Genomic DNA, 25,805 nt, shown 5'->3' on the forward strand with positions numbered 1-25,805 from the left:
ACCATGAAGAAACGTACCCTGCTCGGCATGCTCACCCCTTCGTCCAACACGTCGCTCGAACCGCTGACGAGCTCGATGGTCGCCGGCCTGCCGGGCGTGTCCGCGCACTTCGCGCGCTTTCCCGTCACCGAAATCTCGCTGACGGGCCAGGCGCTCGGCCAGTTCGACGACGACAAGATCATCCAGGCCGCGATGCTGCTCGCCGACGCGAAGGTCGACGTGATCGCGTGGAACGGCACGTCGTCCGGCTGGCTCGGCTTCGAGGCCGACGAGCGGCTGTGCGAGCGCATCACCGCAGCGACCGGCATTCCGGCCACGACGTCGGTGCTCGCGCTCAACGAGATCCTGAAGAAGACGAACGCGCACGAGTTCGGCCTCGTCACGCCGTATCTCGACGACGTGCAGACGAAGATCGTCGACAACTATCGCCGCTCGGGGCTGAACTGCATCGCCGAGCGCCACCTGAACCTGAAGGTCAATTTCTCGTTCTCCGAAGTGACGGGCGACCAGATCGGCGGGATGGTGCGCGAAGTGGCGAAGGCCGGCCCGCGCGCGATCTCGATCTTCTGCACGAACCTGAACGCCGCGCACCTGGTGCCGGCGCTCGAGGAAGAGACGGGCATTCCGATCTACGACACGATCTCGACCGTCGTGTGGAAGTCGCTGCAGCTCGCCGACTACGACACGCGGCAGGTGAAGGGCTGGGGGCGTCTCTTCAGCGACGTGATCTGAGGCGCGAGTCATGTCGAACGATCTCGATTTCGTGATCCGTCACGCGGACGTCGTGACGGCGGCGGACCGGTTCTCGTGCGACATCGGCATTCGCGCGGGGCGCGTGGCCATGCTCGGCCACGGGCTGCCGCGCGCGCCGCGCGAGCTCGACGCGAGCGGGATGCTCGTGCTGCCGGGCGGCGTCGATGCGCATTGCCATCTCGACCAGCCGATGCCCGACGGGCTGAAGATGGCCGACGATTTCCTGTCCGGCACGCGCTCGGCGCTGTGCGGCGGCACGACCACCGTCGTGCCGTTCGCCGCGCAGGCGAAGGGGCAGTCGCTGCAGGCGGCCGTCGACGACTATCACCGGCGCGCGGAAGGGCGCGCGCTGATCGACTATGGTTTTCACCTGATCGTCGCCGATCCGACGCCGCACGTGTTGGCCGAGGAGCTGCCGCGGCTGATTGCGAACGGCTACACGTCGTTCAAGGTGTACATGACCTACGACGACCTGAAGCTGAACGATCGGCAAATGCTCGACGTGCTGTCGGTCGCGCGCGAGCACGGCGCGCTCGTGATGGTGCATGCGGAGAATTCGGACTGCATCGGCTGGCTGACCGAGCGGCTGCTCGGCGACGGCCACGTCGCGCCGCATTTTCATGCGCACGCGCGGCCGGCCGTGGTCGAGCGCGAGGCGACGCATCGCGCGATCGCGTTCGCGGAACTCGTGGACGTGCCGATCCTGATCGTGCACGTGTCGGGCGCCGAGGCGATCGAGCAGATCCGCTGGGGACAATCGCGCGGCCTGCCGATCCTGGCCGAAACCTGCCCGCAGTACCTGTATCTGACGGCCGCCGATCTCGGTCATCACGGTCACGACGGCTACGAAGGCGCGAAATGCGTATGCAGCCCGCCGCCGCGCGATCCGGCCAACCAGCAGGCGGTGTGGAAGGCGCTGAAGCAGGGCGTGTTCTCGGTATTCTCGTCCGATCACGCGCCGTTCAACTACGACGATCCGTGCGGCAAGCATCCGGGCGGGCAGGCCGTCTCGTTCGACCATATCCCGAACGGGATTCCCGGTCTCGAGACGCGGCTGCCGTTGTTGTTCGATGGCGTGCGCAAGGGGAAGCTGTCGCTGCATCAGTTCGTCGAGCTGACGTCACTGCGGCCCGCGAAGCTGTACGGGCTGTATCCGCGCAAGGGGACGATCGCGGTCGGCGCCGATGCGGATATCGTCGTGTGGGATCCGGACAAGCGCGTGCGGATCGCGAATGCGTCGCTGCATCATGCGGTCGACTACACGCCTTATGAAGGGACCGAGGTGACGGGCTGGCCGCGTCATTGCCTGTCGCGCGGCGAGCTGCTCGTCGAGGACGGCCGGCTGCTCGCCGCGGAGCCGGGGCGCGGGCAGTTCCTGCCGGCCGGCAAGCCGTGTCTTGATTGACGTCGCGCGATGCGATTGCGATATGAGCGCCCGCGCGACGCGGCGGGCGCCGTTTCAACAGGAGCTACGATGAGCGTTTCCCTCGCAATGCGCGGCCTCGCGGCCGCGGCGATCGTCGCCGGGTCATGCGGCGGCGGCCCGGCGCTGGCTGCCGGCGGCGCGCCGCAGGACCCGCCAAGCGTCGTGCCCGAGTCGGCCGGCGTCGATTCGGCGCCGCTCGTGCGGCTGTCCGAATGGCTGCGCCGCGACCGGATGGACGTGCGCAGCCTCGTCGTCGTGAAGGACGGCAAGATCGTGTTCGAGCGCTACGGCGACGGCCTCACGCGCGACAACAACTACGAGCTGTATTCGGTGACGAAGACGATCACCGCGCTGCTCGCCGGCATTCTCGACGGCGAAGGCAAGCTTGGCCCGTCGACGAAGGTCGCGCCGCTGATCGCGGCCGCGCGGCCCGATCTCGCGAGCGAACTCGCGGACAAGCAGGATATCGAGCTGCGGCACCTGATGTCGATGTCGAGCGGGTTGCGCTACACGACGCGCGAAGGCACCGATCCGCTGTACTACGACGCGCCCGACCGGCTGCAGGTTGCCGTGACGAGCCGCGCCGCGCAGCCGCCCGGCACGCACTTCGACTACATCGACGTGAACCCGGTGCTGGTCGGCACGGCCGTGTCGATCGCCGCGCGGGAGCGGGAGGACGACTTCGCGCGCAGGCGGCTGTTCGAGCCGCTCGGCTTCGCGCACTACCGCTGGAGCGGCGCCGACGGCACCGGCGCGGTGGCGGGCGGCTGGGGCCTGCGGCTGCGTGCCGTCGACATGGCGAAGATCGGCATGCTGCTGCTCGACAACGGCCGCTGGAACGGCAAGCAGGTCGTGCCGGCCGGCTGGGTCCGGCAGATGACGACGCCATCGCCGGCCGCGGCCGACTACGGCTACTACTGCTGGATCGGCCATGTCGTCGAGCACGGCACGCCGGAATTCGGCGCGATGGGCTTCAAGGGGCAGTTCATCACGGTGCTGCCCGCGCAGCGCGCAGTCGTCGTGATGACGAGCCTGCTGCCGACCGACGGCGGCTTGCGCGACGCGACCTACCTGAACCTCTATCGGCGGATGGTCGGCGACTACATCCTGCCGGCGCTCACGCCCCCGCGGCCGCCGGTCGAAAGCGCGGCAGCCACGCAGGCGCTGCGCGACGAACTCAAGCGCAGCCGGCAGACGAAGGGAGTGCCGGGTACCGCCACCGCGTTCAACGATGCACCGGAGATTTGATGAGGATTGCAAACTTCAGTGACCATTCGTCCGCGTGGCGTTCCGATGCGCGGCGGCCCGCTGCGCCGTTCATGCGCCGGCTGCTCGCGCGGGTTGCCGCGTTGCTGATCGGCGGCGGGGCGCTGGCGTCGGCATCGGCACCGATACTGTCCGTGGCGCACGCGGCCGACGCGTTGCCGCTGCCGCCGCTGCATGAAACCGGCATCGCGGCGGCCGCGCCCGAAGACGTCGGCGTCGATTCGCGCAGGCTCGTCGCGCTGTCGCGCTGGATCCGCGAGCAGAAGCTCGACGTGTACAGCCTGCTCGTCGTGAAGGACGGCAAGCTGATCTTCGAGCGCTACGGCGCGAACGCGTCGCGCGACTCGACCTACGAGCTGTACTCGGTGACGAAGGCCGTGACGTCGCTCGTCGCCGGCATCCTGGTCGAACAGGGCGCCGTGCAGCTCGACGAGCCGGTGGCCGCGCGGCTCGCCGCGTGGCGCCCCGAGCTCGGCGGCGCGCTCGCGGACAAGCGCGGCATCGAGCTGAAACACGTGCTGTCGATGTCGAGCGGCCTGCATTACGACTTCAGCCCGAAGGACGATCCGATCTACTACACGGCGCCGGACCGGCTGAAGCTCGCCGCGTCGGCCGCGCCGAAGGTCGCGCCGGGCACCGTATTCGAGTACACCGACGTGAACCCGATTCTCGCGTCGGCGATGTTGAGCGCGGCGGCCGGCGAGCCCGTCGAGCGCTATGCGCGCACGAATCTGTTCGGCCCGCTCGACATGAGGCGCGCGGCATGGGAGCGTGCGGACCGCACGGGGCTCGTGTCGGCCGGCTGGGGGCTGCGGCTGCGTGCCGTCGACATGGCGAAGATCGGCATGCTCGTGCTCGACGGCGGGCGCTGGCAGGGGCGGCAGGTGGTGCCGCAGGCGTGGATCGCGCAGATGACGGCGCCGCGCGTGTCGCCGCAATTCGGCTACTACTGGTGGATCAACAACATCGTCGACAGCGAGCCGGAATTCGACGCGATGGGCTTCAAGGGGCAATTCATCACGGTGCTGCCGAAGCGCAATACGGTGATCGTGATGACGGGCGTGCTGCCGGTGGACGGCGGCCTGCGCGACGCGGAGAACGTGAAGCTGTTCCGGCGGATGGTGAACGGTTACATCCTGCCGTCGCTCGATGGCGGTGCGGTGTCGGGGCAGGGCGGCGGCGATACGCGTGCGGCGCTGCGCGACGAACTCGAAGTGAGTGCGCGCACCGCGGGCGTGCCCGGCACGCAGGTCGATCCGACCGATCTGCCGAAGTAGGCGCGTCGATACGTGTGCGGCGCTGCGTGCGGAGCGGGAAGTGAGTGCGTGCTCCGTGGGCGTGCTGGGCGCGCAGGTCGATTCGACCGATTTGCTGAAGTGGCCGCATCGATACGTGTGGGGCGCTGCGTGCGGAGCGGGAAGTGAGTGCGGGCTCCGTGGGCGCGCTGGGCACGCCGGTCGATTCGACGGATCTGCTGAAGTAGCGTCGGGCATGCGTCCGGTCGGCCCGATGCAGGCGAGCCGGACGCACCGCGTGTCTCACATCACACCAGTTCACCCAGGCACGCGTCGAACTGCGCGACGAGCGTGTCGACATCGTCGGCTGTCGTCTGCGGACATACGAGCATCATGTTGTGGAACGGCGTGATCAGCACGCCGCGGTTCAGCAGATACAGATGCACGATGTGCTCGAGTTCGCTGTCGAGCTGCTCGCCCGCGATCGTGCCGTTGCGTGGCGGCACCGGCGTGAACTGGAACTCGGTGCGTGCGCCGATGCGCGTCACGCACCACGGCAGCCCGTGTTTTGCGATCGCCTGTTCGAGCCCGGCCGCGAGCCGCGCGGCGAGCGCGAACATATGCGCATACGCGGCATCGGTCGCGACGTCGGCGAGCGTCGCGCGCATCGCATGCATCGCGAGCATGTTCGCGGTGAGCGTCGTGCCGATCCCGGAATGGCCGGGCGGTGCGCTCAGCTTCGCCTGTTTCGCGCGTTCCGCGAAGTCGGCGCTGAACCCGTACACCGCGCACGGCACGCCGCCCGCGATCGGCTTGCCGACCACCAGCGCGTCCGGTTCGAGACCGTGCGCGGCCGCGTAGCCGCCCGGGCCGCTGCTGATCGTGTGGGTTTCGTCGATCACGAGCAGCGTGCCGTAGCGGCGCGTGAGGTCGCGCGCCGCCTCCCAGAAGCCCGGCTCGGGCAGCACCATCCCGATGTTCGTCATTGCCGGCTCGGCGAGCACGCATGCGACGTCGCCATCCTTCAGCGCCGCCTCGAGCGCGGCCAGATCGTTGAACTCGACCACGCGTGTGTTCGCGAGCAGGTCGTAGGACTGCCCGAGCAGGCTGTCGCGCTGCACCGGGCGGCCGTCGACGAGATCGACGAACACGTCGTCGACCGTACCGTGATAGCAGCCGTTGAACACGACGATCGTGTTGCGGCCGGTGGCCGCGCGCGCCCAGCGCAGCACGAAGCGATTCGCGTCGCTCGCGCTCAGCGCGAACTGCCAGACCGGCAGCCTGAAGCGGCGCGCGAGTTCGCGCGACACCCAGGCGGCGTCCTCGCTCGGCAGCATCGTCGTGTAGCCGCGCGTCGCCTGTTCGGCGAGCGCGCGTGCGACCGGCTCGGGCGCATGGCCGAACATCGCACCCGTGTCGCCGAGACAGAAGTCCGCGTAACGATGACCGTCGACGTCGGTGAAGGTCGCGCCGCGCGCCTCCTTCACGACCAGCGAGAACGGGGTCGACCAGTCCTGCATCCAGTGCAGCGGCACGCCGAACAGCAAATGCTCGGACGCTTCCGCGGACAACGCGCGGGAGATCGGCATGGCTTCGGTGAATGCACGGCGCTCGCGATCGAACAGCGCGCGGGCGCGGATGAGGTCGACTCCGTGGCGGGTCTGCAATTGAGGCTCCTGTGACGGTTTGAATGGAAGAGTGAGGTCTCCGCGAGCTTGTCATATTCCATGCGCGTGGTCGATTCGGACTCGACCGTGTATCCGTCAGACGTGGAGTTTTTGCGCATAAACATACGACAACGGATATCTATGTAGGCCGATCAGGAAGTGAGTGTGCGCACACATACGGGGCGAGGTATCGGTAAAAGTGGGGTAAACGACCGTCATGTACGCGGTGGCGACCATGTCTGGACTTCGCAATGTGGTGTGACGACGTATGAGTAGAGATATGCCGCCCGGCGTGTCGATACCTGAACCGCTGAAGGAGTCGCACCCACGGCCGCAAGCCGCCGCCCTTCGTCTTCACCCGTCCGATCGCTCGCGTCGCGCCTTCATCGGCTGGACCGGCGCGCTCGCCGACCGTCACGTCGCCGGGGCCGATCCATGCATTCAACGTGAGCGCGATGACGCTGACGAACGTGTCGATCGCCGGGCAGGCGGTCAACACGACGATCGGCGAAACGCGGTGACGTGACGGGGCAGGAGTGCGATCGCGTGCGGACGGCCGATGCATGCGATCGCGACGCATCATGCGAGCGTCTTGACCATGTGGTGTTCATCGTAGAAGCGGCCGTCGACGAACAGCGAGCGCGGTTCCGTGCCGAACCGGACGAACCCCTGCGACGCATACAGCCGTTCCGCGGTGCCGTTGATCTCGTTGACGCACAGCATCAGTTGCCTGCATTCCCAAGCCTGTACCGCGTGCACGGTCGCGCTATCGAGCAGCGATTGCGCAATGCCGCGGCCGCGGTACGCGGGGTCGACGAACACGCCCCAGATCGTCGCCTTGTGCGCGACCTTGGCGCGCGCGTCGCGGCGCACGCCCGTGATGCCGACGAGCGATGCGTCGGCGAATGCGCCGAACACGGCGCGCTCGTGGGTGGGCGTGATGCGCGTCGCGAATTCGTCGACCGGGACGCCGGCTTCCTCGTCGCGGGTCGGCAGGAACGAAGTTGGCGACGTGGCGACCGCGCGCAGGCGGACGGACTGGAATTGCGCCGCGTCGGCGGCATCGAGCAGGCGGATCGTGATCATCGGTCGGTGTTGTCGTTGGTGTGCCGGAAGGTCGGAATCTGCGGCGCGGTGCGCGGCAGGGCATCGACCATGCTAATCGGAAACACACGCATTTGCTGGTGCGTTCGACATGCCGCATCGACAGGCGTGAAGCGCTGTACCGAGGCGCGAATGATGGCGGGGATGACGCGTGGAGAATCGATGCGTGTTCGCGAAGTCTGCGGGCAATCGCACGCGGCGCCGAACGCATGCACGCGGAAATGAGCCGGATGATGCGAACGCACCTGCCGTTGCATTGGATGCGACCGCGACCGCGGGTGGCGCGCGACGTGAGGAACGTGACGACGCAGTGCCGTGCGCGACAGGCATGCCGCGCCGACTCGTGGAAGGGGGATGAAGTGAAGCGCGTGCCCGCCGTTGCGCCGAAGCACCGCTGAGCACGCGAAATACGTCCGCGACGTGAAGTGTCCGCGATATATGTGATGCACCCGATCAACTCAGGCGCATGCGACCCGCATCGACACCGCCTCCGCGACGTGCGGTGTCCGCGATACGTGTGATGCACCCGATCAACTCAGGCGCATGCGACCCGCATCGATACCACCTCTGCGACGTGAGGTGTCCGCGATACGTGTGATGCACCCGATCAACTCAGGCGCACGCGACCCGCATCAATACCGCCTCTGCGACGTGATGTGCGCGCGATACGTGTGATGCACCCGATCAACTCAGGCGCATGCGACCCGCATCAATACCGCGACAACTGATTCCCGTTGATCTGCACACGATCGCCCGGACGCAGGTCGCCCGGCGACTGCACGTCGAACGAGCGCGTCGAGCCGTCGCTTACCCGCACGTCGATCCGGTAGCTGCTCGGCGGTTGGGCCGCGCCCATCTGCTGACCGATCTGGTTGCCGGCGACGGCGCCGCCGAGCGCGCCGATCACGGTGGCCGCATCGCGGCCGTGGCCGCGGCCGAACTGGTTGCCCACCAGGCCGCCGACCAGCGCACCGACGACGGTGCCGGCGACGCCCGACGTGCCGACCGAGCCGTTGATCGGCTGGATGTTCGCGACGGTGCCGTATTGCGTGCCGTAGCCGTTGCCGTACTGGCCGCCGTAAGGCTGCGGGTTGCCGTACTGGTCGTACTGCGGCGCCTGGTTCGGATAGGCCGGCTGCTGCGGCTGCACGTAGCCCGGTTGCGAATACGCGGGTTGCGCGTAGCCGGGCGTCGCGTACTGCTGCTGCGGATAGCCCGGTTGCGCGCCGTAGTAGCCCGGCGCGACACAGGCGGTCAGCGGAAGCGCCGCCACGGCGACGAGCGTGGCGAACAGAACGGTCTTCGTGGAAGGCATGCGCATCATGATGTTTCCTGCATCGGCAACGTGTTCGCCGACGAATACCGGGACGGGTGGCGAACTCGGCGTGAGTATAAGGAATGGGCGGATGCGCGTCCGGTGCGGCCGGGTAACAACGTGTAAAGTCTGTTGCCGCGCAAATCGCGGTGCGGCGCGGCCGAGATTCGACGATGCGGTTCGCCGTCCGGCAGCCGCGTGAGGGCGCCGATTGCGCGACGATCGGCACCGGCGCACGCCCGCGCGGTGATCACGCCCCATCTTCGCGCCACGCCCGACAGGCAGCTCGCCCGCATATCGCGAAATCGAATGCCCGGCATCGCGACATTTAATTGGCCACTGGCCGCCCCGTCCGATATCGTGACCGCACATCCCTGCCAACGGTCGCGCCGTGCCGGCTGCGGTGCCTTCCCCTGTCCGCGTCGGCGTCGCGCAGCGGCCGCCCCACTCATTCCGACTCATGACCGATCGCTTCTTCACCAACGCCGTCGATGCCGGCGGCCGGCCCGTCAACCTCGTCGTCCATGACGGCCGCTTCGTCGCGATCGGCGCCGCTTGCACTGCCGCGCCCGGCGCCGAAACGATCGACCTCGGCGGCCGCGTCGTGCTGTCCGGCTTCGTCGACGGCCACATCCATCTCGACAAGAGTTTCGTCGGCGACCGCTGGGTGCCGCACCAATCGGTCGAGTCGCTGCGCGAGCGACTCGTGGTCGAGAAGCGCCAGCTCGCGGCCGCGCCGCCGATCGTCGAGCGCGCGAATGCGCTGATCGCGCAGGCCGCCGCGTTCGGCACGATCGCGATGCGCAGCCACGTCGACGTCGACGCGACGACCGGCCTGTCGAACCTGCACGCCGTGATGGCCGCGCGCGAACAGTGGCGCGGGATCGTCGACATCGAACTGGTCGCGTTTCCGCAGGCCGGCGTGGTGACGTGCCCGGGCACCGCCGCGATCCTCGATGCGGCCGTGCGCGAAGGCGCGGACGTGGTCGGCGGGATCGACCCGACGACGCTCGACGGCGACGCGGACGGCCAGCTCGACATCGTGTTCGGCATCGCCGAGAAGCGCGGCGCGAAGATCGACATCCACCTGCACGAACCGGGCGAGACCGGCGTCGCGCAACTGCTGCGGATCGCGGCGCGCACGCGCGCGGCCGGCCTCGGCGGCCGCGTGAACGTGAGCCACGCGTATGCGCTCGGCCAGGTCGAACATGGCGACGTCGAGCGTGCGGCCGCCGCACTCGCCGACGCCGGCGTGTCGATCCTGACCAACGCGCCGGGCGACTGCGCATTCCCGCCGGTTCAGCAACTGCGCAACGCGGGCGTCCACGTGTTCGCCGGCAACGACAACATTCGCGACGCGTGGTGGCCGTACGGCAACGGCGACATGCTGCAGCGCGCGATGATGGTCGGCTACCGCTCGGGCTTCTTTACCGACGAAGCGCTCGGCATCGCGCTCGACATGGCGACGCACGCCGGCGCGCGCGCGCTCGGCCTCGCGCACTACGGCATCGCGGTCGGCTGCGACGCGAGCTTCGTCGCGGTGCGCGCGCCGAATGCGGCGGCCGCCGTCGCCGGCGTGCCGGCCGAACGCTGGGTGTTCCGGCGCGGCGAAAGCGACACCGGCGCGCCGTTCGCGCCGGCGCTGCGTTTCACGCGCTGACGACCCGACCGCCGTCGCGGTGCGTGCATCGCGGCTGCTTCGTACTGACTGACCGACTGACCGACCGACTGACCGACCACACCGGAACCGACATGACGAACCTGCTGATCCGCAACGTCCGCACGCACGCCGACGAAGCGCTCGACATCCTGATCGACGGCGAGCGCATCGCGCGCGTCGGCCCGTCGCTCGACGCGCCCGCCGGCTGCGCGATCGAGGACGGCGCGGGCGCGCTCGCGCTGCCCGGCCTCGTCGAAGGCCACACGCACCTCGACAAGACCCACTGGGGGATGCCGTGGTATCGCAACGCGGTGGGGCCGCGCCTCGTCGACCGCATCGAGAACGAGCGTCACTACCGCGCGACGAGCGGCCATGACGCGGGCGCCGCGTCGCTCGCGCTGTCGCGCGCGTTCCTCGCGGCCGGCACGACGCGCATCCGCACGCACGTCGACGTCGACACCGAAGCCGGGCTGCGCCATCTGCACGGCGTGCTCGCGACGCGCGAGACGCTGCGCGGCCAGGTGGAAATCCAGATCGTCGCGTTTCCGCAGTCGGGCGTGCTCAAGCGGCCCGGCACGGCCGCGCTGCTGTCCGACGCGCTCGGCGCGGGCGCCGACCTGCTCGGCGGCCTCGACCCGTGCGCGATCGAAGGCGATCCGGTCGAAGCGGTCGACGTGCTGTTCGGAATCGCCGAGCGTCATGGCCGCGGCCTCGACCTGCATCTGCACGAACGCGGATCGATGGGCGCGTATTCGCTCGATCTCATCTTGCAGCGCACAGCCGCGCTCGGCATGCAGGGCAAGGTCACGATCAGCCACGGCTTCTGCCTCGGCGACATCGCCGAGCGCGAGCGCGACGCGCTGCTCGCGCGGATGGCCGAACTCGGCGTCGCGATCGTCACGACCGCGCCGGCCGCGGTGCCGGTGCCGTCGGTCGTTGCGTGCCGCGCGGCCGGCGTGACCGTGATCGGCGGCAACGACGGCGTGCGCGACACGTGGACGCCGTACGGCTCGCCCGACATGCTCGAACGCGCGATGCTGATCGGCATGCGCAACGATTTCCGCCGCGACGACGCGCTCGAAGTCGCGCTCGACTGCGTGACGCACGGTGCGGCACGCGGTTGCGGCTTCGCCGACTATGGTCTGGAAGCAGGCAAGCGCGCGGACGTCGTGCTGGTCGATGCACTGACGTTCGCCGAGGCCGTCGTCGCGCGGCCGACGCGGCGGCTCGTCGTGTCGTCGGGGAAGATCGTCGCGCGCGACGGCGCGCTGGTCTGAACCGGGCGCCGCATCGTGCCGGTTATGATCGGGCTTCCTTCAGCCTGATCTTCCGGGAGACGACGATGCGACGCACACGCACGATGGCCGCACGGGCCGCAGGATGGATCGTCGCGGCGACGTTCGCAGCGGCGGCCGCGCACGCAATGGCGGCCGGCCAGGATGGTGCGGGCGGTGCGGACAGCGCGCAGCAGGAAGCGAATCGCCGCACGGTGCTCGCGTTCTACGAGAAAGGCCTGAACGAGAAGGATGCGGATGCCGCCCTCGCGTACGTCGGCGACCGGTACGTGCAGCACAACCCGAACGCGGCCGACGGCCGCGACGGTTTTCGAAAGTTCGTCGCGTTCCTGCGCGACAAGTATCCGCAGTCGCACAGCGAGATCACGCGCTCGTTCGTCGACGGCGACTACGTGATCCTGCACGTGCACGCGGTGCGCGAACCCGGCACGCGCGGCAGCGCGATCGTGGACATCTTCCGGCTCGAACACGGCAAGATCGTCGAACACTGGGACGTGAACCAGCCGGTGCTGGAGCAGGCGGCGAACGGGAACACGATGTTCTGACGGGCGTCGGTTTTCTCGACATGCGCCGCCGCCCGGTCGATGCCCGCCCGCATCGCTGCGCTCATTCCTGCTCGTGCTCCAGCATCGTTGCGAGCGCCTTCGTCAGTTCGCTGACCATCGGATCGGCGGTCGGCCGATGCAGGATCGCGATGTCCATGTGCTCGATCGGCGCGAATCCGCCGTGCGCGTCGGTCAGCACGACGTGCTCGTCGGTCACCACGCGCGCGGGCAGCACGCTGATGCCGAGCCCGTCCGCGACGGCTGCCTGGATCCCGCTCAGGCTCGACGTCGTGAAGCTGATCCGCCAGCGGCGGCCGCGTTCCTCGATCGCCTTGATCATGTCGTCGCGATAAAGCCCGCGCGGCGGGAACACGACGATCGGCACCGGATCGAGGTCGATCGTCGGATGCTGCGCGCTGTCGATCCAGCGCAGTTTCTCCGGCCAGCGCACCACCGCCTCGCGGCTGTCGCGCCGCTGCTTGATCAGCACGAGATCGAGCTCGCCGCGATCGTAGGCCGCACAGATGTCGCGGCTCAGCCCGCACGTCACCTCGAGCTTCACCTGCGGATGATCGCGCTTGAACGCGGCAAGCGCATGCGTCGTGCGGCCCGCCGCGAAATCGTCGGGCACGCCGAGCCGGATCGTCAGCGCGACGGTCGCGCCGGACAGCGCTTCCAGCATCTCGTCGTTCAGCGCGATCATGCGCCGCGCGTAGCTGAGCACCGTCACGCCGGCGTCGGTCGGCCGCACGTCGCGCGTGCCGCGGTCGAGCAGGCGATGCCCGGCGATCTCCTCCAGCCGCCGCACCTTCTGGCTGACCGTCGACTGCGTCGAATGCAGGCGCGCGGACGCGGTCGTGAAGCTGCCGCAGTCGGCGACCATCACGAGCGCGCGCAACAGGTCGAGGTCGAACAAAGGTCTATTCATTTCTGCACTTTTGCGGGTTCGAGCATTTCATTTTCAAATGCGTGCGACGACTTTTAACATGGCCCGAGATCGCGGGCAATCGCGGTTTCGCCGGACCCGGCGCGGCTGTGCGGGCGGACTTGCTTTTCAAACGGATGGCGATCGTCGGCACGCTCGCCGGCGCTGCGCGGCCTGATGGCGGCGGGAGCGCGGTAGCATCGAGGTGGTATAGATCGGAAGGCCGCCTTTCGGCAGCCAACGATGGGTGGCGGTCTGATTCACCGTGAAATTTGGACCGCCACGGCTTGTGGATATCGAATCGAACCTACTCTCGGCCGACTGTGCACATTATCGGGTAAACGCCTGAACGCCAGGAAAATTATCGTAAATTGTTGCATATGTCGTGTTACATCGCTCTTTCTTGGCGATCTCTCCGTCCAATTCTCCTGGTCGGCCGCACCTCTATTCCTTCCGCTTGCGCTCGAAAATCAAGCGGTCTAGACTGCATCGCAGCTCCATCGAAGTCCCTGTCTTTCGCGTACCGCGCCGGGCCAGCCGGCACGACGCTCCCCAACGGACGCCCGGCGCCTTCCCCCGCCACGTCGAGACCAAAAGGACACACCATGAACCGCACTGCAAGGCTTCTCGCTTCCGCGCTGGCGTTCGCGCCGCTCGTCTCGTTCGCGCAGGACACGGCGACGATCCGCTGGGGCATCGATCCCACCTATCCGCCGTTCGAGGCGAAGCAGCCCGACGGCTCGCTCGCCGGCTTCGACATCGACCTGCGCAATGCGATCTGCGAGCAGCTGCGCGCGAAATGCGTGTGGGTCGAGCAGGGTTTCGACGGAATGATTCCGGCGCTGCGCGCGCGCAAGTTCGACGTGATCATGTCCGCGATGACGGCCACCGACGAGCGGCTCAAGCAGATCGACTTCTCGAACAAGCTGTATGCGTCGCCGGGCGCGCTCGTCGCACCGGCCGGCTCGAAGCTGCTGCCGACCGCGGCGTCGCTTGCGGGCAAGCGCGTCGGGATCGACCAGGGCACGACGCAGGAGGCCTACGCGAAGGCCGAATGGGCGACCCAGGGCGTGACGATCGTGTCGTACCAGAACCAGGACCAGGTGTATCAGGATCTGGTGAACGGCCGTCTCGACGCGACCTTCCAGGACAAGACGCAGGCCGGCTATTCGTTCCTGAAGACGCCGCGCGGCAAGGGTTATGCATTCGCGGGCCCCGACGTGACCGACGTGCGCATCACCGGCTACGGCGTCGCGATGGGCGTGCGCAAGGGCGACGCCGACATGAAGAAGCGGCTGAACGACGCGATCGTCGCGATCCGCGCGAATGGCACGTACCAGAAGATCGCCGCGAAATATTTCGACTTCGACATCTACGGCGCAAAGCAGCAGCTGACTTCCGCGCCGTGAACCCGTGACCCTGCCATTCCATGACCCCGTGGCTCAATCAATCGACAGGCAACCCATGACGAGTATCCAGGAACGCGTCGCGCAAGCCGTGACGCCCGAACTGATCGCCGCCTTCCGCGACGAAGGCGCGGTATGCATCAAGGGCATCTTCTCGCCCGACGAAGTGGCCGCGCTGCGTGCCGGCATCGACGCGAACCTCGCGCAGCCGAGCGCGCGCGCGAAGGTCGCGAGCCGGCCCGACGATCCGGGCTGGTTCTTCGAGGACTTCTGCAACTGGCAGCACAACGACGCGTATCGCGACTTCATCGTGCGTTCGCCCGCGCCGTCGGTGGCCGCGGCGCTGATGGGCACGCAGACGGTGCGGCTGCATCATGACCACCTGCTCGTGAAGGAGCCCGGCACGCGGCAGCGCACGCCGTGGCACCAGGACCAGCCGTACTACAACATCGAAGGCGACGACAACGTCAGCATGTGGATTCCGGTCGATCCGGTGCCGCTCGAATCGACGCTGGAATTCGTCGCGGGTTCGCACCAGGGGCCGTGGCTGATGCCGCGCACGTTCATGGACAAGGAGGCGAAGTGGTTCCCGGAAGGCAGCCTCGCCGACCTGCCCGACATCGAAGCCGACCGTTCGGCGTTCCCGATCCGTCACTGGGCGCTCGAGCCGGGCGACATGGTGTGCTTCCGGATGCTGACGCTGCATGCGTCGGGCGGGACGCAGAACCGCCGGCGCGCGTTCTCGATCCGCTTCGTCGGCGACGATATCCGTCACGCGCCGCGCCGCTGGAAGACGTCGCCCGATTTCCCGGGACTGGCCGACGAACTGCCCGACGGCGCGCCGCTCGAGCATGCGCTGTTTCCGGTCGTATGGTCGCGCGGCGCGGGGCAGGTCGGGGCGATCTGAGCGGCGCGGATCGACGACGTCACGCGACATCGAGCGACGTCAAGCCACGCAAGCCACGTCAAGCGACATTCAGCGACGTCATGCGCGCGGTGGCCGTTTCTTCGCGAAGCGGCGCGCCGCGCGTGGTCTTTTACCCGCGCTGAAGAAGGTTCAGGTCTGGTGACGTCCGGCGCCCGGCTTGAAGCGCGAGCCGAGCCGGTAGCGGTTGCCCGGATGCAGGAAGTGCACGAACGTGACGGGCAGCCCGTTCGTCCAGGTGCGGCGCGTGAGCGTGAGGCACGGCTCGTCGGCGCGCATGTCGAGCAGCCGCGCCTGTTCGCCGGACGGCAGCGACGCGTCGACCACGTGCTCGATCTCCAGTTCGTAGTGCGACACGTTGTTGAACAGGTATTCGGACGGCGGCTCGGCCTGGAAATCCTGATCGATGAATTCGGGCGCGGCGGCCGGGTTCACGTAGCGATCCTCGAGCTGGATCGGGCGGCCGTTTTCCTCGTGTACGCACACCACGTGAAACACCGGCGTGTTGACCGCCAGCCCGAACGCGGCCGCGACGTCGAACGACGCGGGCTCGCGCGACTGGCTGAGCACGCGGCAGCGGTACTCGTGGCCGCGCGCCCGGATCTCGTCGCGGATGTGCGCGATCATCAGCAGGTTCGACTGCGGCTTCGCCTCGGCGACGAAGGTGCCGACGCCCGCGATGCGCTTCAGCACGCCTTCCTCGGTCAGCTCGCGCAGCGCGCGGTTGACCGTCATGCGCGCGACGCCGAATTGCGCGGCGAGATCGAGCTCGGACGGAATGCGGTCCCCCGGGCGCCAGTCGCCCGCATCGACGTTCTGGCGAACGAGCGTCTTGATCTGCTGGAACGGTGCGGTGGTCTTCGTGACCATCGGGGGATCCTCGGGGAAGGGCAATCGCGAAATTCTATCCCGGATCAGGACGCGGGCAGTTCGCGAACGTCGGCCGTCGGCACGGATCCGAACGCATCGCTCAGCGCATAGCCGATCAGTTGTCGCGCGGCCGCCTCGGGCGTCGACAGCGCGCCGCTCGACTTCAGTTCGTCGAATTTCTCGCGCATCGGGAAGTTCGCTTCGCTGGTCGAGCGGATCGTTGCCTGCATGCCCGTATCGACGACGCCCGGCGCGACGCTGCAGATCCGCAGCGCGCGGTTCGCATCGAGCGCGACGGCGCGCGCGTGATGATCGAGCGCGGCCTTGGTCGCGCAGTAGACGCTCCAGCCCGCGTACGCGTTGCGCGCGGCGCCGCTCGACACGTGCAGGATCCGGCATTCGGTCGGCGCCGCTGCCGCCTGCACGAGCGCGGCCGACAGCATCAGCGGCGCCGCGACGTTCAGGCCGACCGCGCGCGCGACGAGCGCCGGGTCCTGCGCGGCGAGCGGCCCGATCGGATCGACGATGCCCGCGTTGTTGAAGAGCAGCACGATCGACGCGCCGTCGACGAAGCGGCGCAGCGTGTCGCCGGCGAGCCAGGCCGCGACGGCCGACGTGTCCGACAGATCGAGTTCGATTTCGGCGAAACGGTCGCCGGCCTGCGCGGCGAGCGACGGATGACGGCTGCGCGACACGCCGAGCACAGCGATGCCTTCCTGCAGCAATTGTTCGGCAAGCGACGCGCCGAGGCCGCGCGTGTGTCCGGTGACGATGGCGCGCACGTGCGGCGCGAGAGAGGAGGCGATCATGGCGGTGAACGAGTGAACGGTTGAAGCGTGTCGACAGGCGCGGCGCGCAGGCGAGGCGGCACGGCGTGCGGGACGGGCGATGCACGGTATTGACCTGGTGGACGAATCCGGCCGAGCGCCGCGCCGCGTGTCCGGGTGAACGCGTATCGTAGCGCCGGCCTGCGCGACGCGCAAACGCGGGACGACGCCGCGCGCGAGCGTGGAGCCTGCGTTCGTGCGGCCGAACGCAGGCGTCGTCGTGCGCCGCCGCACGGCCGAACCGTTGGACGAAAACCGGCCGCGGCAAGTGCGCGCGCCGTGGCGGCGAGTGGCGCCGGGCCTCACGTCGCGAGCTATCATATGGCTCGCCCGTTCGCGACGCCGGACGGGCCGCGACCGTTTCCCTTCACCTGCTGCACGCTGCGACGTCATCCATGAACACCACGCCGGACATGCCCACGCCCCGCGCCCTGCGCGAACTCACGCCCCTCGAGGCCCGCATTCTCGGGGTGCTCGTCGAGAAGCAGCACACGGTGCCGGACACCTATCCGCTGTCGCTGAATGCGCTGACCGCGGGCTGCAACCAGAAAACCGCGCGCTCGCCGGTGATGAACGTCAGCGAGGACGAAGTCACGACCGCGCTCGACGGGCTCAAGCACCTGAGCCTCGTGATGGAGGGCAGCAGCAGCCGCGTGCCGCGTTTCGAGCACAACGTGAACCGCGTGCTCGGGATTCCGAGCCAGGCGATTGCGCTGCTGACGATCCTGCTGCTGCGCGGCCCGCAGACGGCCGCCGAACTGCGCCTGAACAGCGCACGCCTGCACGGCTTCGCGGACATCTCGTCGGTCGAGGCGTTCCTCGACGAACTCGCGACGCGTGCGCAGCCGCTCGTCGTCCGGCTGCCGCGCGCGCCCGGTGCGCGCGAGAACCGCTGGATGCACCTGATGTGCGGCGAGGTGAACGTCGCCGACTACGCCGGTGCGGACGCGGGCGGCGGCGCGGATTCCGTTCCGCCGTCGGAGTTCGAGGCGCTCAAGGCCGAGCAGAAGCGGCTTGCGGATGAAGTGGCGCGGCTGAACGCACTCGTGCAGCGGATGGCGACCGAACTCGGGATCGACGTCGATACCCCGGGTGACGCCGGCTGATTGCCCGACCGAGCCAACTCGACACCGGCGCGCATGGGAGTCGCGGATGGAGAAGCGATTCAGCCGATGCTGATTCGCGTGGCACCTGCGTCGACGAGCCGGAACAGCAGATCCTCGACGGCCGCGCCCGGCGCCGAGCCCAGGTCCGCATTGACGCGCCATCCTTGCTCCGTGCCCGCCGGTTCCGACAGATAGTGAACGATGCCGTGCAGGCCGTCCTCGGCCGGCTCGCCTGCGTCGTCGGCGTCGAACCACGCGAAGAACCATGTCCTGAACGCGTCGGTGGCCGCGGCCTCGCCGATGCCGTCGGCTTCGATCGTCGCCCAGTCCCACACGAACGGCCGGATCGTCACGGCCGCCGTTTCGAGTTCGAACGCGAACGGCTCGAAGTCCAGTTGCGCGGTCGAGTCGACCATCGCCGGCTGGCCGGCCGATTCGCCTTCGGTGTGGACGATGTCGGCGCGGCACGGCAGTGCGAGCGGGCCTTCGGTGGCCAGCGTGCCGTCGGCTTTCCGGTAGGCCGGTTCGACGACGGCCGCGGGTTGCGCTGCCGCTTGTGCGAGCAGGTCGGCGTAGGGCTGGCGGATGGCGCTGAGCAGTTCGGATACGGTCATCGTGGCGTGTCGGGTCATGTTGCGTACGATCAATCACAGACAGGTGGTGCGTCGTGCCGCCTGCGCCGAAGGCGAGGCGTCATCGGCAGCGGACAGCCATGATCGTACGGTACGTCGGCCACACGCGACCACTCGGCCAAACGGCCGGCGCCCCGGGTTGCGTTGCGGCTGGCGACCGGCGGCGCCTGCATGACGCCGGCTCCTTGAAGCCCTGTCGACAGGCTCGGAAACGTCGGCAGGCGCGCGCCCGAAACGCGCGGCATCGGCGCAACGCGCCGAATGCCCGGGCGATCCGTTGCGGATCGCCGTTCTTTCGCCCGGCCCCTTGACGCAGATCGCATGCCCCCGCCGCGCCTCGCTGCCGCCTTGCGCGAGTGCCATAATCGAGCCTGCACCTTATTCCAGACGTCCCCCGGAGAATCACCATGCAGAACCTCGACAATCCTTCCCATGATCGCGAGGTAGGCAGTGCCGACGCGACGCAGGACACCACGCGTATCGACGACGTCCGCATCGGCGCCGTGCGTCCGCTGATCTCGCCGGCGCTGCTGCAGGACGAACTGCCGGTGCCGGCCGCCACGCAGACGCTCGTCGAGGACACGCGCCGCGCGATCGGCGACATCCTGCACGGCCGCGACGACCGGCTGCTGCTCGTCGTCGGCCCGTGCTCGATCCACGATCACGACCAGGCGCTCGAGTACGCCCGCCGCCTGAAGGCCGCCGCCGATGCGCTGAAGGACGACCTGCTGATCACGATGCGCGTGTACTTCGAGAAGCCGCGCACGACGGTCGGCTGGAAGGGCTACATCAACGATCCGCGCCTCGACGGCAGCTTCCGCATCAACGAAGGGCTGCGCGCGGCGCGGCAACTGCTGCTCGACATCAACGCGCTCGGCCTGCCTGCGTCGACCGAATTCCTCGACCTGCTGAGCCCGCAGTACATCGCGGACCTGATCGCGTGGGGCGCGATCGGTGCGCGCACGACCGAGAGCCAGAGCCATCGTCAGCTGGCATCGGGGCTGAGCTGCCCGATCGGTTTCAAGAACGGCACCGACGGCGGCGTGCAGGTCGCATCCGACGCGATCGTCGCCGCGCGCGCGAGCCATGCGTTCATGGGGATGACGAAGATGGGCATGGCCGCGATCTTCGAGACGCGCGGCAACGACGACGCGCACGTGATCCTGCGCGGCGGCAAGAACGGGCCGAACTACGACGCCGAGCACGTCGAGGCGAGCTGCGCGGTGCTGCGCAAGAGCGGGTTGCGCGAGCAGGTGATGGTCGATTGCTCGCATGCGAATTCCAACAAGTCGCACGAGCGGCAGATCGAGGTCGCGCAGGATCTCGCGCGGCAGCTGTCGCAGGGCGAGCACCGGATCGTCGGCGTGATGGTCGAGAGCCATCTCGAGGCCGGGCGCCAGGATCTGAAGCCGGGCGTGCCGCTGCAGTACGGCGTGTCGATCACCGATGCGTGCCTGAGCTGGACGCAGACGGAGCCGGTGCTCGATGTGCTGGCGGAGGCAGTGCGGCATCGCAGGGTGTATTCGCGCAACGCGTAAGGCGGTGTGACTGCGCGGCGGGGCCGGGGGGCATCGGCCGCGTAGTCCGTGCGCCGGTGACGAGCGGATGCCCGTCTCCGATGTTCTCCCGATCGACATGCCGCGGCGCGCGCTTTTCTCCGCCGCGCGCACATCCTGTCCGCACGGACATTGATCTTCATCCGTCTCGCCCCACCTGTCACGTCGCACTCCGAACGCACGATCCGGCGAATGCCGCTACCATGAAGCCGTGTTGCACGCTGCGGTCCGGCCAAGCCGGTCCGTCATGCACACACGCAGTGGCGGCGCGGCTGGCCGCCACGCGACCGACGAAGCGCGGGGCGCTCACCGATCAGCCGTTGCGCCCGCGTCGCTTCGCTCCCGGAATCAACAACAACCGAACCGGAGTGCAATACATGAAGTTCTACAAGACCCTCATCGCGGCAACCGTCCTCGCATCGAGCGTCAGCGCGCACGCGCAGATCGCCGGCACGCAGCCGCTCAGCGTGACCGTCGAGCAATCGCAGGCGCTGCTCGAAGGCTGGAGCGTGAAGAAGAGCGTGCTCGGCAAGGCCGTGTACAACGACCAGAACCAGAAAGTCGGCACGGTGCGCGACCTGATCGTCGCGCCGGACGGCTCGGTTTCGGCGGCGATCGTGTCGGCCGGCGGCTTCCTCGGTGTGGCCGCGCATGACGTCGCGGTGCCGATCGCGTCGCTCGACGTGCGCAACGGCAACATCTACCTGCCGGGCGCGACGAAAGACGCGCTGAAGGCCACGCCGGCATTCCAGTACGCGAAGGTGCCGTCGCCGCCGAAGCCGAAGAAGGCCGACGACAAGCACTGATCCACGCGGCCCGGCGCGCGACCTGCGATGCCCGGCCGGCCGCGCGCCGGGCCGCGCCCGTCGCGTCGCGCGTCGATCCATCTCGGGCGGCGCGCCCGCCCGCGCTCGGTCTACGTAATTCTACGTAGTCCCGCATACGTAGTTGTGCGCTTGTAAGCTGCCCCCGTCGCGCGGAATACTACGGCCCATCGCCGCGGCATCCACGAGACGCGGCACGACGCATCGACGTCACGCGGGTTCGGCGCCTGGCCGGATCCACTCAAAACCACATTGGAGACCAGGAGACGCCATGAATCGGGCTTCCAGTACCCTGCTATGGATCGCCGTCGCGCTGCTCGGCGCATTCGCGTTCGGGACGATCGCACTTGCGCACGGCGAACGCGTCAGCGCGCTGTGGATCGTGATCGCCGCAGTCTGCGTATATCTGATCGCATATCGCTTCTACAGCCGTTTCATCGCCAGCAAGGTCATGCAGCTCGACGGGCTGCGGATGACGCCGGCCGTCCGGCACAACGACGGCCTCGACTACGTGCCGACCAACAAGTACGTGCTGTTCGGCCATCACTTCGCCGCGATCGCCGGCGCCGGGCCGCTCGTCGGCCCCGTGCTCGCCGCGCAGATGGGCTACACGCCCGGCATGCTGTGGATCCTGGCCGGCGTCGTGTTCGCCGGCGCGGTGCAGGACTTCATCGTGCTGTTCATCTCGACGCGCCGCGACGGCCGCTCGCTCGGCGACCTCGTCAAGATGGAGCTCGGCACGGTGCCCGGCGTGATCGCGCTGTTCGGCGCGTTCCTGATCATGGTGATCATCCTCGCGGTGCTCGCGCTGATCGTCGTGAAGGCGCTGACGAATTCCCCGTGGGGCACGTTCACCGTCGCCGCGACGATTCCGATCGCGCTGTTCATGGGCGTCTACACGCGCTACATCCGTCCGGGCCGCATCGGCGAAGTGTCGATCATCGGCTTCGTGCTGCTGATGGCGTCGATCGCGTTCGGCCAGCACGTGCACGATTCGCCGGCGCTCGCCGCGTGGTTCACGTTCACCGGCACGCAGCTCACGTGGATCCTGATCGGCTACGGTTTCGTCGCATCGGTGCTGCCGGTGTGGCTGCTGCTCGCGCCGCGCGACTACCTGTCGACGTTCCTGAAGATCGGCACGATCCTCGGCCTCGCGATCGGCATCCTGGTCGTCGCGCCGGAACTGAAGATGCCCGCGCTGACGAAGTTCGTCGACGGCACGGGCCCGGTGTGGTCGGGCAACCTGTTCCCGTTCCTGTTCATCACGATCGCGTGCGGCGCGGTGTCGGGCTTCCACGCGCTGATCTCGTCGGGCACGACGCCGAAGCTGATCGACAACGAAACCAACGCGCGCTTCATCGGTTACGGCGCGATGCTGATGGAATCGTTCGTCGCGATCATGGCGCTGGTCGCCGCGTGCGTGATCGAGCCGGGCATCTACTTCGCGATGAACGCGCCGGCCGCCGTGCTCGGCTCGACGCCGGAAGCCGTCGCGAACACGGTCACGCAATGGGGCTTCGTGCTGACGCCCGACATGCTGACGCAGACCGCGAAGGCCGTCGGCGAAACGACGATCATCGCGCGTGCGGGCGGCGCGCCGACGCTGGCCGTCGGCATGGCGCACATCCTGCACCAGGTGATCGGCGGCGAAGCGATGATGGCGTTCTGGTATCACTTCGCGATCCTGTTCGAGGCGCTGTTCATCCTGACGGCGGTCGACGCCGGCACGCGTGCGGGCCGCTTCATGCTGCAGGACCTGCTCGGCACGTTCCACCCGGCGCTCAAGCGCACCGAGTCGCTGCCCGCGAACCTGGTCGCCACCGCGCTGTGCGTGGCCGCGTGGGGCTACTTCCTGTACCAGGGCGTGGTCGATCCGCTCGGCGGCATCAACACGCTGTGGCCGCTGTTCGGCATCTCGAACCAGATGCTCGCCGCGATCGCGCTGGTGCTCGGCACCGTCGTGCTGTTCAAGATGAAGCGCGAGCGCTACGCGTGGGTGACGATCGTGCCGACCGCATGGCTGCTGATCTGCACGCTGACGGCCGGCTGGCAGAAGATCTTCGATGCGAACCCGAAGGTCAGCTTCCTCGCGCACGCGGCGAAGCTGCAGGCCGCGGTGGACGAAGGCAAGGTGCTCGCGCCGGCGAAGTCGATCGCGCAGATGCAGCGGATCATCTTCAACGACTACATCGATGCGGCGCTGGCCGGCCTGTTCATCTTCGTCGTCGTGGCGATCGCGGGGTACGGGCTGCTCGCCGTGCTGCGCGCGCGCCGCGAGTCGAAGCCGACCGTGCGCGAGACGCCGTACGAAGCGATGCCGGCCGCGCAGGCGCTCGGCAGCGGACGTTAAAGGGAGGCCGCGATGTTCACCGATCTCGGCAGCGACCTGCGCAGCGCGGGGCGTTACCTCGGGCAGGCGTTGCGGCTGATGGTCGGCCTGCCCGACTACGACACCTACGTCGCGCACATGCGCGACACCCATCCGGACCGCGAGCCGATGACGTATGAGGAATTCTTCCGCGAGCGTCAGAATGCGCGGTACGGGTCGGGGGCGGGGAAGTGTTGCTGAAGCGGGCCGGCGAAGCCGGCCGGTAAGGGCACCACCAAGTGCAGTCCGGTGACGGACCAGGAAGCGCCGCGAAGGCATTCGCGGCGCTTTTTTATTTGGCGGGCCGGGGCGGGCATGTTTGCTGCCTGTCGTGGTTGCGGCGGTTGGCCGGCTTCAGCGCGGCTTGATCCGGCCGCCGGTATCATAGGGCTCTGCTTTTTTCCGAAGAATCCGCGCAGGAGAACCCGTCGTGCATGTCGGTGAGCGTTTCAACAGCATTTCCCATCTCGTCGGCGCGGTATTGTCGGTGGCAGGGCTGGTCGCGCTGGTGACGATGGGCGCGCTCGACCGCGATCCTTACAAGATCGTGAGCTTCAGCGTGTACGGCGCGATGCTGATCCTGCTGTACGGGATCTCGACCGCGTATCACAGCGTGCGCAACCCGCGGCTCAAGGCGATCCTGCAGAAGTGTGACCATTCGGCGATCTATCTGCTGATCGCGGGCAGCTACACGCCGTTCACGCTCGTCACGCTGCGCGGCCCATGGGGCTGGTCGCTGTTCGGCGTCAGCTGGGGGCTCGCCGCGTTCGGGATCGTGCAGGAGCTCACGCTCGGACGGCGCACGCGCATCGTGTCGATGATCCTGTACGTGCTGATGGGCTGGCTCGCGCTCGTCGCGATCCGCCCGCTGATCCATGCATTGCCGCCGGTGGGTACCGCATGGCTCGTGGCCGGCGGCGTCATCTACAGCGCCGGGATCTACTTCTTCATCAACGACGAACGCATCCGCCACGGGCACGGTATCTGGCACCTTTTCGTGCTGGCCGGCAGCCTGTGCCAGTTCGTCAGTGTCGCGATGTATGTCGCGTGAGCGACGCGGGACGGCGGCGAAGGCGCGGTCGCATGCGGCGGCGCCCGTGTCAGCCGGAGCAGGCGCGCCGCGCGTTCTCCGTGGTCGTCGGCATCAGGTGCGACCGGCCGCTGGCGCGACGTCGCGCAGCGCGTTGAACCCGACCCACCCCCAGTAGACGCGATGATGCGCGATCAGCCCGCCGCGCAGATCCATCACCTCGACGAGATCGACCTGATCGCCGTCCGGCGTTTCGCGCGGATATTCCCACGTGAGTTGCTTGCCGTTCGAAAAGAACAGGCCCGTGCGGTACCAGCGTCCGAGCCGGTTGCCCGGATTGCGCAGCCCTGCCGCGAAGAACGCGCCGATCGCGGGCTTGCCGTGCAGCACGCCCGAGCCGTGATCGGGCAGCGTGGCGACGATCAGCGGCGTTTCGAGGATCGCGTCGTCCGCGTACAGCGACATCAGCGCATCGAGGTCGCGTGCGACGACGGCGGCGTGCCAGTCTCGATGGATGCGGTGCGCATCGGTGTCGGCGTGGGTCATGGTGCGTTCCGGCAAGCGTGGATAACGACACCACTGTATTGATGCAACGCTGCCGGACGTTTCACCGCAGGCCGAAACGTGGACGTTGCGTGCGCCGAGCGCAGCCGCAACCGCAGCCGCAGCCGCAGCCGCAGCCGCAACCGCGTTCCGCCGTTCGCGTCAGCCCCCCAGCGCGCCGAGATTCAGTTCATGCGACTTGCCGATCCACACCGCGCTGTCGCGATGATCGCGTAGTTCGTCGTTGGTATTCGGATGCAGGAAGATGTCGAGCGCGCCGTGATTCAGCACGAGCCACGGCACGATGGTGTCGAACCGCGTGGCGTCGAATGCGATCTGGTACGACCAGGCCGGATGCGGGCCGACGAGGCGTTCGTGAAAGCGGCCGAGCTCGATGATCGCGCCGAACCGCTCTTCGACGACGAGGCGAAACGCCCAGGCCGCGTCGCGGCTGGCGGCGTCGAAGTAGACGTGTGCGTGCCAACTGTTGATCGCGGTGGAATCGATATCAGCCATGACGGGACTCG

At 68.2% G+C, this 25,805-nt stretch carries 25 protein-coding genes and 1 pseudogene; 16 read left to right on the forward strand and 10 right to left on the reverse strand.

Annotation, left to right across the window (positions count from 1 at the left end; translation table 11 throughout):
- Positions 1-3 precede the first annotated feature (3 nt).
- From U5A56_RS13130 to U5A56_RS13145, 4 genes are all read left to right on the forward strand, one after another.
- Entirely contained in the window at positions 4-732 is a 729-nt protein-coding gene (locus U5A56_RS13130; RefSeq protein ID WP_321922732.1) for an aspartate/glutamate racemase family protein, read from the forward strand.
- Positions 733-742: 10 nt separating this feature from the next.
- Positions 743-2,158: a dihydropyrimidinase gene (hydA, locus tag U5A56_RS13135; protein ID WP_321922734.1), complete on the forward strand. Its 1,416-nt coding sequence runs from the start codon at positions 743-745 to the stop codon at positions 2,156-2,158.
- Between the two features lie 69 nt (positions 2,159-2,227).
- Entirely contained in the window at positions 2,228-3,427 is a 1,200-nt protein-coding gene (locus tag U5A56_RS13140; RefSeq protein WP_321922735.1) for a serine hydrolase, read from the forward strand.
- Positions 3,427-4,722 carry a serine hydrolase gene (locus tag U5A56_RS13145; RefSeq protein WP_321922738.1) on the forward strand — a complete coding sequence of 432 codons (1,296 nt, stop codon included), beginning with the start codon at positions 3,427-3,429 and terminating at the stop codon, positions 4,720-4,722. The genes U5A56_RS13140 and U5A56_RS13145 overlap by 1 nt, the downstream gene beginning before the upstream one ends.
- 266 nt (positions 4,723-4,988) lie before the next feature.
- Here U5A56_RS13145 and U5A56_RS13150 read toward each other — a convergent pair whose 3' ends face one another.
- Positions 4,989-6,347, reverse strand: a complete 1,359-nt coding sequence (locus U5A56_RS13150) for an aspartate aminotransferase family protein (protein ID WP_321798000.1) — start codon at positions 6,345-6,347, stop codon at positions 4,989-4,991.
- A gap of 341 nt (positions 6,348-6,688) precedes the next feature.
- Here U5A56_RS13150 and U5A56_RS37165 point away from each other — a divergent pair.
- Positions 6,689-6,868: pseudogene (locus U5A56_RS37165) on the forward strand (hypothetical protein); the annotation flags it as partial.
- 58 nt (positions 6,869-6,926) lie between these two features.
- Here U5A56_RS37165 and U5A56_RS13160 read toward each other — a convergent pair.
- From U5A56_RS13160 to U5A56_RS13170, 3 genes are all read right to left on the reverse strand, one after another.
- Complete coding sequence (locus U5A56_RS13160) at positions 6,927-7,433, reverse strand: GNAT family N-acetyltransferase (RefSeq protein WP_321922739.1); 507 nt, start codon at positions 7,431-7,433, stop codon at positions 6,927-6,929.
- The gene (locus tag U5A56_RS13165; RefSeq protein WP_321922740.1) at positions 7,430-7,708 is read right to left on the reverse strand and encodes a hypothetical protein; all 279 of its coding nucleotides are present in this window, start codon (positions 7,706-7,708) and stop codon (positions 7,430-7,432) included. Before U5A56_RS13165 ends, U5A56_RS13160 begins: the two co-directional genes overlap by 4 nt.
- Positions 7,709-8,160: 452 nt before the next feature.
- A complete protein-coding gene (locus U5A56_RS13170; RefSeq protein ID WP_044844961.1) occupies positions 8,161-8,775 on the reverse strand; it encodes a glycine zipper 2TM domain-containing protein in 615 nt (204 codons plus the stop codon).
- A 451-nt stretch (positions 8,776-9,226) separates the two neighbouring features.
- On the opposite strand from U5A56_RS13170, the gene U5A56_RS13175 reads away from it, so the two are divergent.
- The 3 genes from U5A56_RS13175 to U5A56_RS13185 all read left to right on the forward strand — a co-directional run bounded on the left by U5A56_RS13175 (position 9,227) and on the right by U5A56_RS13185 (position 12,266).
- Positions 9,227-10,426, forward strand: coding sequence for an amidohydrolase family protein (locus tag U5A56_RS13175; RefSeq protein WP_321922743.1), 1,200 nt, complete (start codon positions 9,227-9,229; stop codon positions 10,424-10,426).
- 92 nt (positions 10,427-10,518) lie between these two features.
- On the forward strand, positions 10,519-11,703 hold the full coding sequence (locus U5A56_RS13180) for an amidohydrolase family protein (protein WP_321797992.1): 1,185 nt from the start codon (positions 10,519-10,521) through the stop codon (positions 11,701-11,703).
- A 65-nt stretch (positions 11,704-11,768) separates the two neighbouring features.
- Complete coding sequence (locus U5A56_RS13185) at positions 11,769-12,266, forward strand: nuclear transport factor 2 family protein (RefSeq protein ID WP_321922745.1); 498 nt, start codon at positions 11,769-11,771, stop codon at positions 12,264-12,266.
- Between the two features lie 61 nt (positions 12,267-12,327).
- Here U5A56_RS13185 and U5A56_RS13190 read toward each other — a convergent pair whose 3' ends face one another.
- A complete protein-coding gene (locus tag U5A56_RS13190) occupies positions 12,328-13,194 on the reverse strand; it encodes a LysR family transcriptional regulator (protein WP_321809933.1) in 867 nt (288 codons plus the stop codon).
- Between the two features lie 602 nt (positions 13,195-13,796).
- Between U5A56_RS13190 and U5A56_RS13195 the strand changes: the two genes are divergently transcribed.
- Both U5A56_RS13195 and U5A56_RS13200 read left to right on the forward strand, forming a co-directional pair.
- Positions 13,797-14,600 (forward strand): ABC transporter substrate-binding protein, encoded by an 804-nt coding sequence (locus tag U5A56_RS13195; protein ID WP_321797989.1) that lies wholly within the window; start codon positions 13,797-13,799, stop codon positions 14,598-14,600.
- A 55-nt stretch (positions 14,601-14,655) separates the two neighbouring features.
- Entirely contained in the window at positions 14,656-15,504 is an 849-nt protein-coding gene (locus tag U5A56_RS13200; RefSeq protein ID WP_321922748.1) for a phytanoyl-CoA dioxygenase family protein, read from the forward strand.
- Positions 15,505-15,654: 150 nt separating this feature from the next.
- Here U5A56_RS13200 and hutC read toward each other — a convergent pair whose 3' ends face one another.
- Both hutC and U5A56_RS13210 read right to left on the reverse strand, forming a co-directional pair.
- Entirely contained in the window at positions 15,655-16,392 is a 738-nt protein-coding gene (gene hutC / locus U5A56_RS13205) for a histidine utilization repressor (RefSeq protein WP_257772774.1), read from the reverse strand.
- Positions 16,393-16,436: 44 nt separating this feature from the next.
- Positions 16,437-17,201: an SDR family oxidoreductase gene (locus U5A56_RS13210; RefSeq protein ID WP_321922750.1), complete on the reverse strand. Its 765-nt coding sequence runs from the start codon at positions 17,199-17,201 to the stop codon at positions 16,437-16,439.
- Positions 17,202-17,614: 413 nt separating this feature from the next.
- Between U5A56_RS13210 and U5A56_RS13215 the strand changes: the two genes are divergently transcribed.
- Positions 17,615-18,325 (forward strand): YceH family protein, encoded by a 711-nt coding sequence (locus U5A56_RS13215; RefSeq protein WP_257772772.1) that lies wholly within the window; start codon positions 17,615-17,617, stop codon positions 18,323-18,325.
- Positions 18,326-18,384: 59 nt separating this feature from the next.
- Here the strand turns inward: U5A56_RS13215 and U5A56_RS13220 are convergent, their stop codons facing one another.
- Complete coding sequence (locus tag U5A56_RS13220) at positions 18,385-18,939, reverse strand: hypothetical protein (protein WP_044844970.1); 555 nt, start codon at positions 18,937-18,939, stop codon at positions 18,385-18,387.
- Positions 18,940-19,364: 425 nt separating this feature from the next.
- Between U5A56_RS13220 and U5A56_RS13225 the strand changes: the two genes are divergently transcribed.
- The 5 genes from U5A56_RS13225 to trhA all read left to right on the forward strand — a co-directional run bounded on the left by U5A56_RS13225 (position 19,365) and on the right by trhA (position 24,756).
- Positions 19,365-20,495 carry a 3-deoxy-7-phosphoheptulonate synthase gene (locus U5A56_RS13225; RefSeq protein ID WP_014900794.1) on the forward strand — a complete coding sequence of 377 codons (1,131 nt, stop codon included), beginning with the start codon at positions 19,365-19,367 and terminating at the stop codon, positions 20,493-20,495.
- Between the two features lie 395 nt (positions 20,496-20,890).
- Positions 20,891-21,319: a PRC-barrel domain-containing protein gene (locus U5A56_RS13230; protein ID WP_257772770.1), complete on the forward strand. Its 429-nt coding sequence runs from the start codon at positions 20,891-20,893 to the stop codon at positions 21,317-21,319.
- A gap of 289 nt (positions 21,320-21,608) precedes the next feature.
- The gene (locus U5A56_RS13235; protein ID WP_321922752.1) at positions 21,609-23,687 is read left to right on the forward strand and encodes a carbon starvation CstA family protein; all 2,079 of its coding nucleotides are present in this window, start codon (positions 21,609-21,611) and stop codon (positions 23,685-23,687) included.
- A 12-nt stretch (positions 23,688-23,699) separates the two neighbouring features.
- Positions 23,700-23,906 carry a YbdD/YjiX family protein gene (locus U5A56_RS13240; protein ID WP_011881067.1) on the forward strand — a complete coding sequence of 69 codons (207 nt, stop codon included), beginning with the start codon at positions 23,700-23,702 and terminating at the stop codon, positions 23,904-23,906.
- A gap of 229 nt (positions 23,907-24,135) precedes the next feature.
- Positions 24,136-24,756: a PAQR family membrane homeostasis protein TrhA gene (gene trhA / locus U5A56_RS13245; protein ID WP_044844973.1), complete on the forward strand. Its 621-nt coding sequence runs from the start codon at positions 24,136-24,138 to the stop codon at positions 24,754-24,756.
- Between the two features lie 93 nt (positions 24,757-24,849).
- Here trhA and U5A56_RS13250 read toward each other — a convergent pair whose 3' ends face one another.
- Both U5A56_RS13250 and U5A56_RS13255 read right to left on the reverse strand, forming a co-directional pair.
- Entirely contained in the window at positions 24,850-25,281 is a 432-nt protein-coding gene (locus tag U5A56_RS13250; protein WP_321922754.1) for a nuclear transport factor 2 family protein, read from the reverse strand.
- Positions 25,282-25,440: 159 nt separating this feature from the next.
- Positions 25,441-25,794 carry a DOPA 4,5-dioxygenase family protein gene (locus U5A56_RS13255; protein ID WP_044844975.1) on the reverse strand — a complete coding sequence of 118 codons (354 nt, stop codon included), beginning with the start codon at positions 25,792-25,794 and terminating at the stop codon, positions 25,441-25,443.
- Between the last annotated feature and the right edge of the window lie 11 nt (positions 25,795-25,805).

The organism is Burkholderia sp. BCC1998 (assembly GCF_905339875.1).
In the GTDB taxonomy this organism is placed as follows: Bacteria; Pseudomonadota; Gammaproteobacteria; order Burkholderiales; family Burkholderiaceae; genus Burkholderia.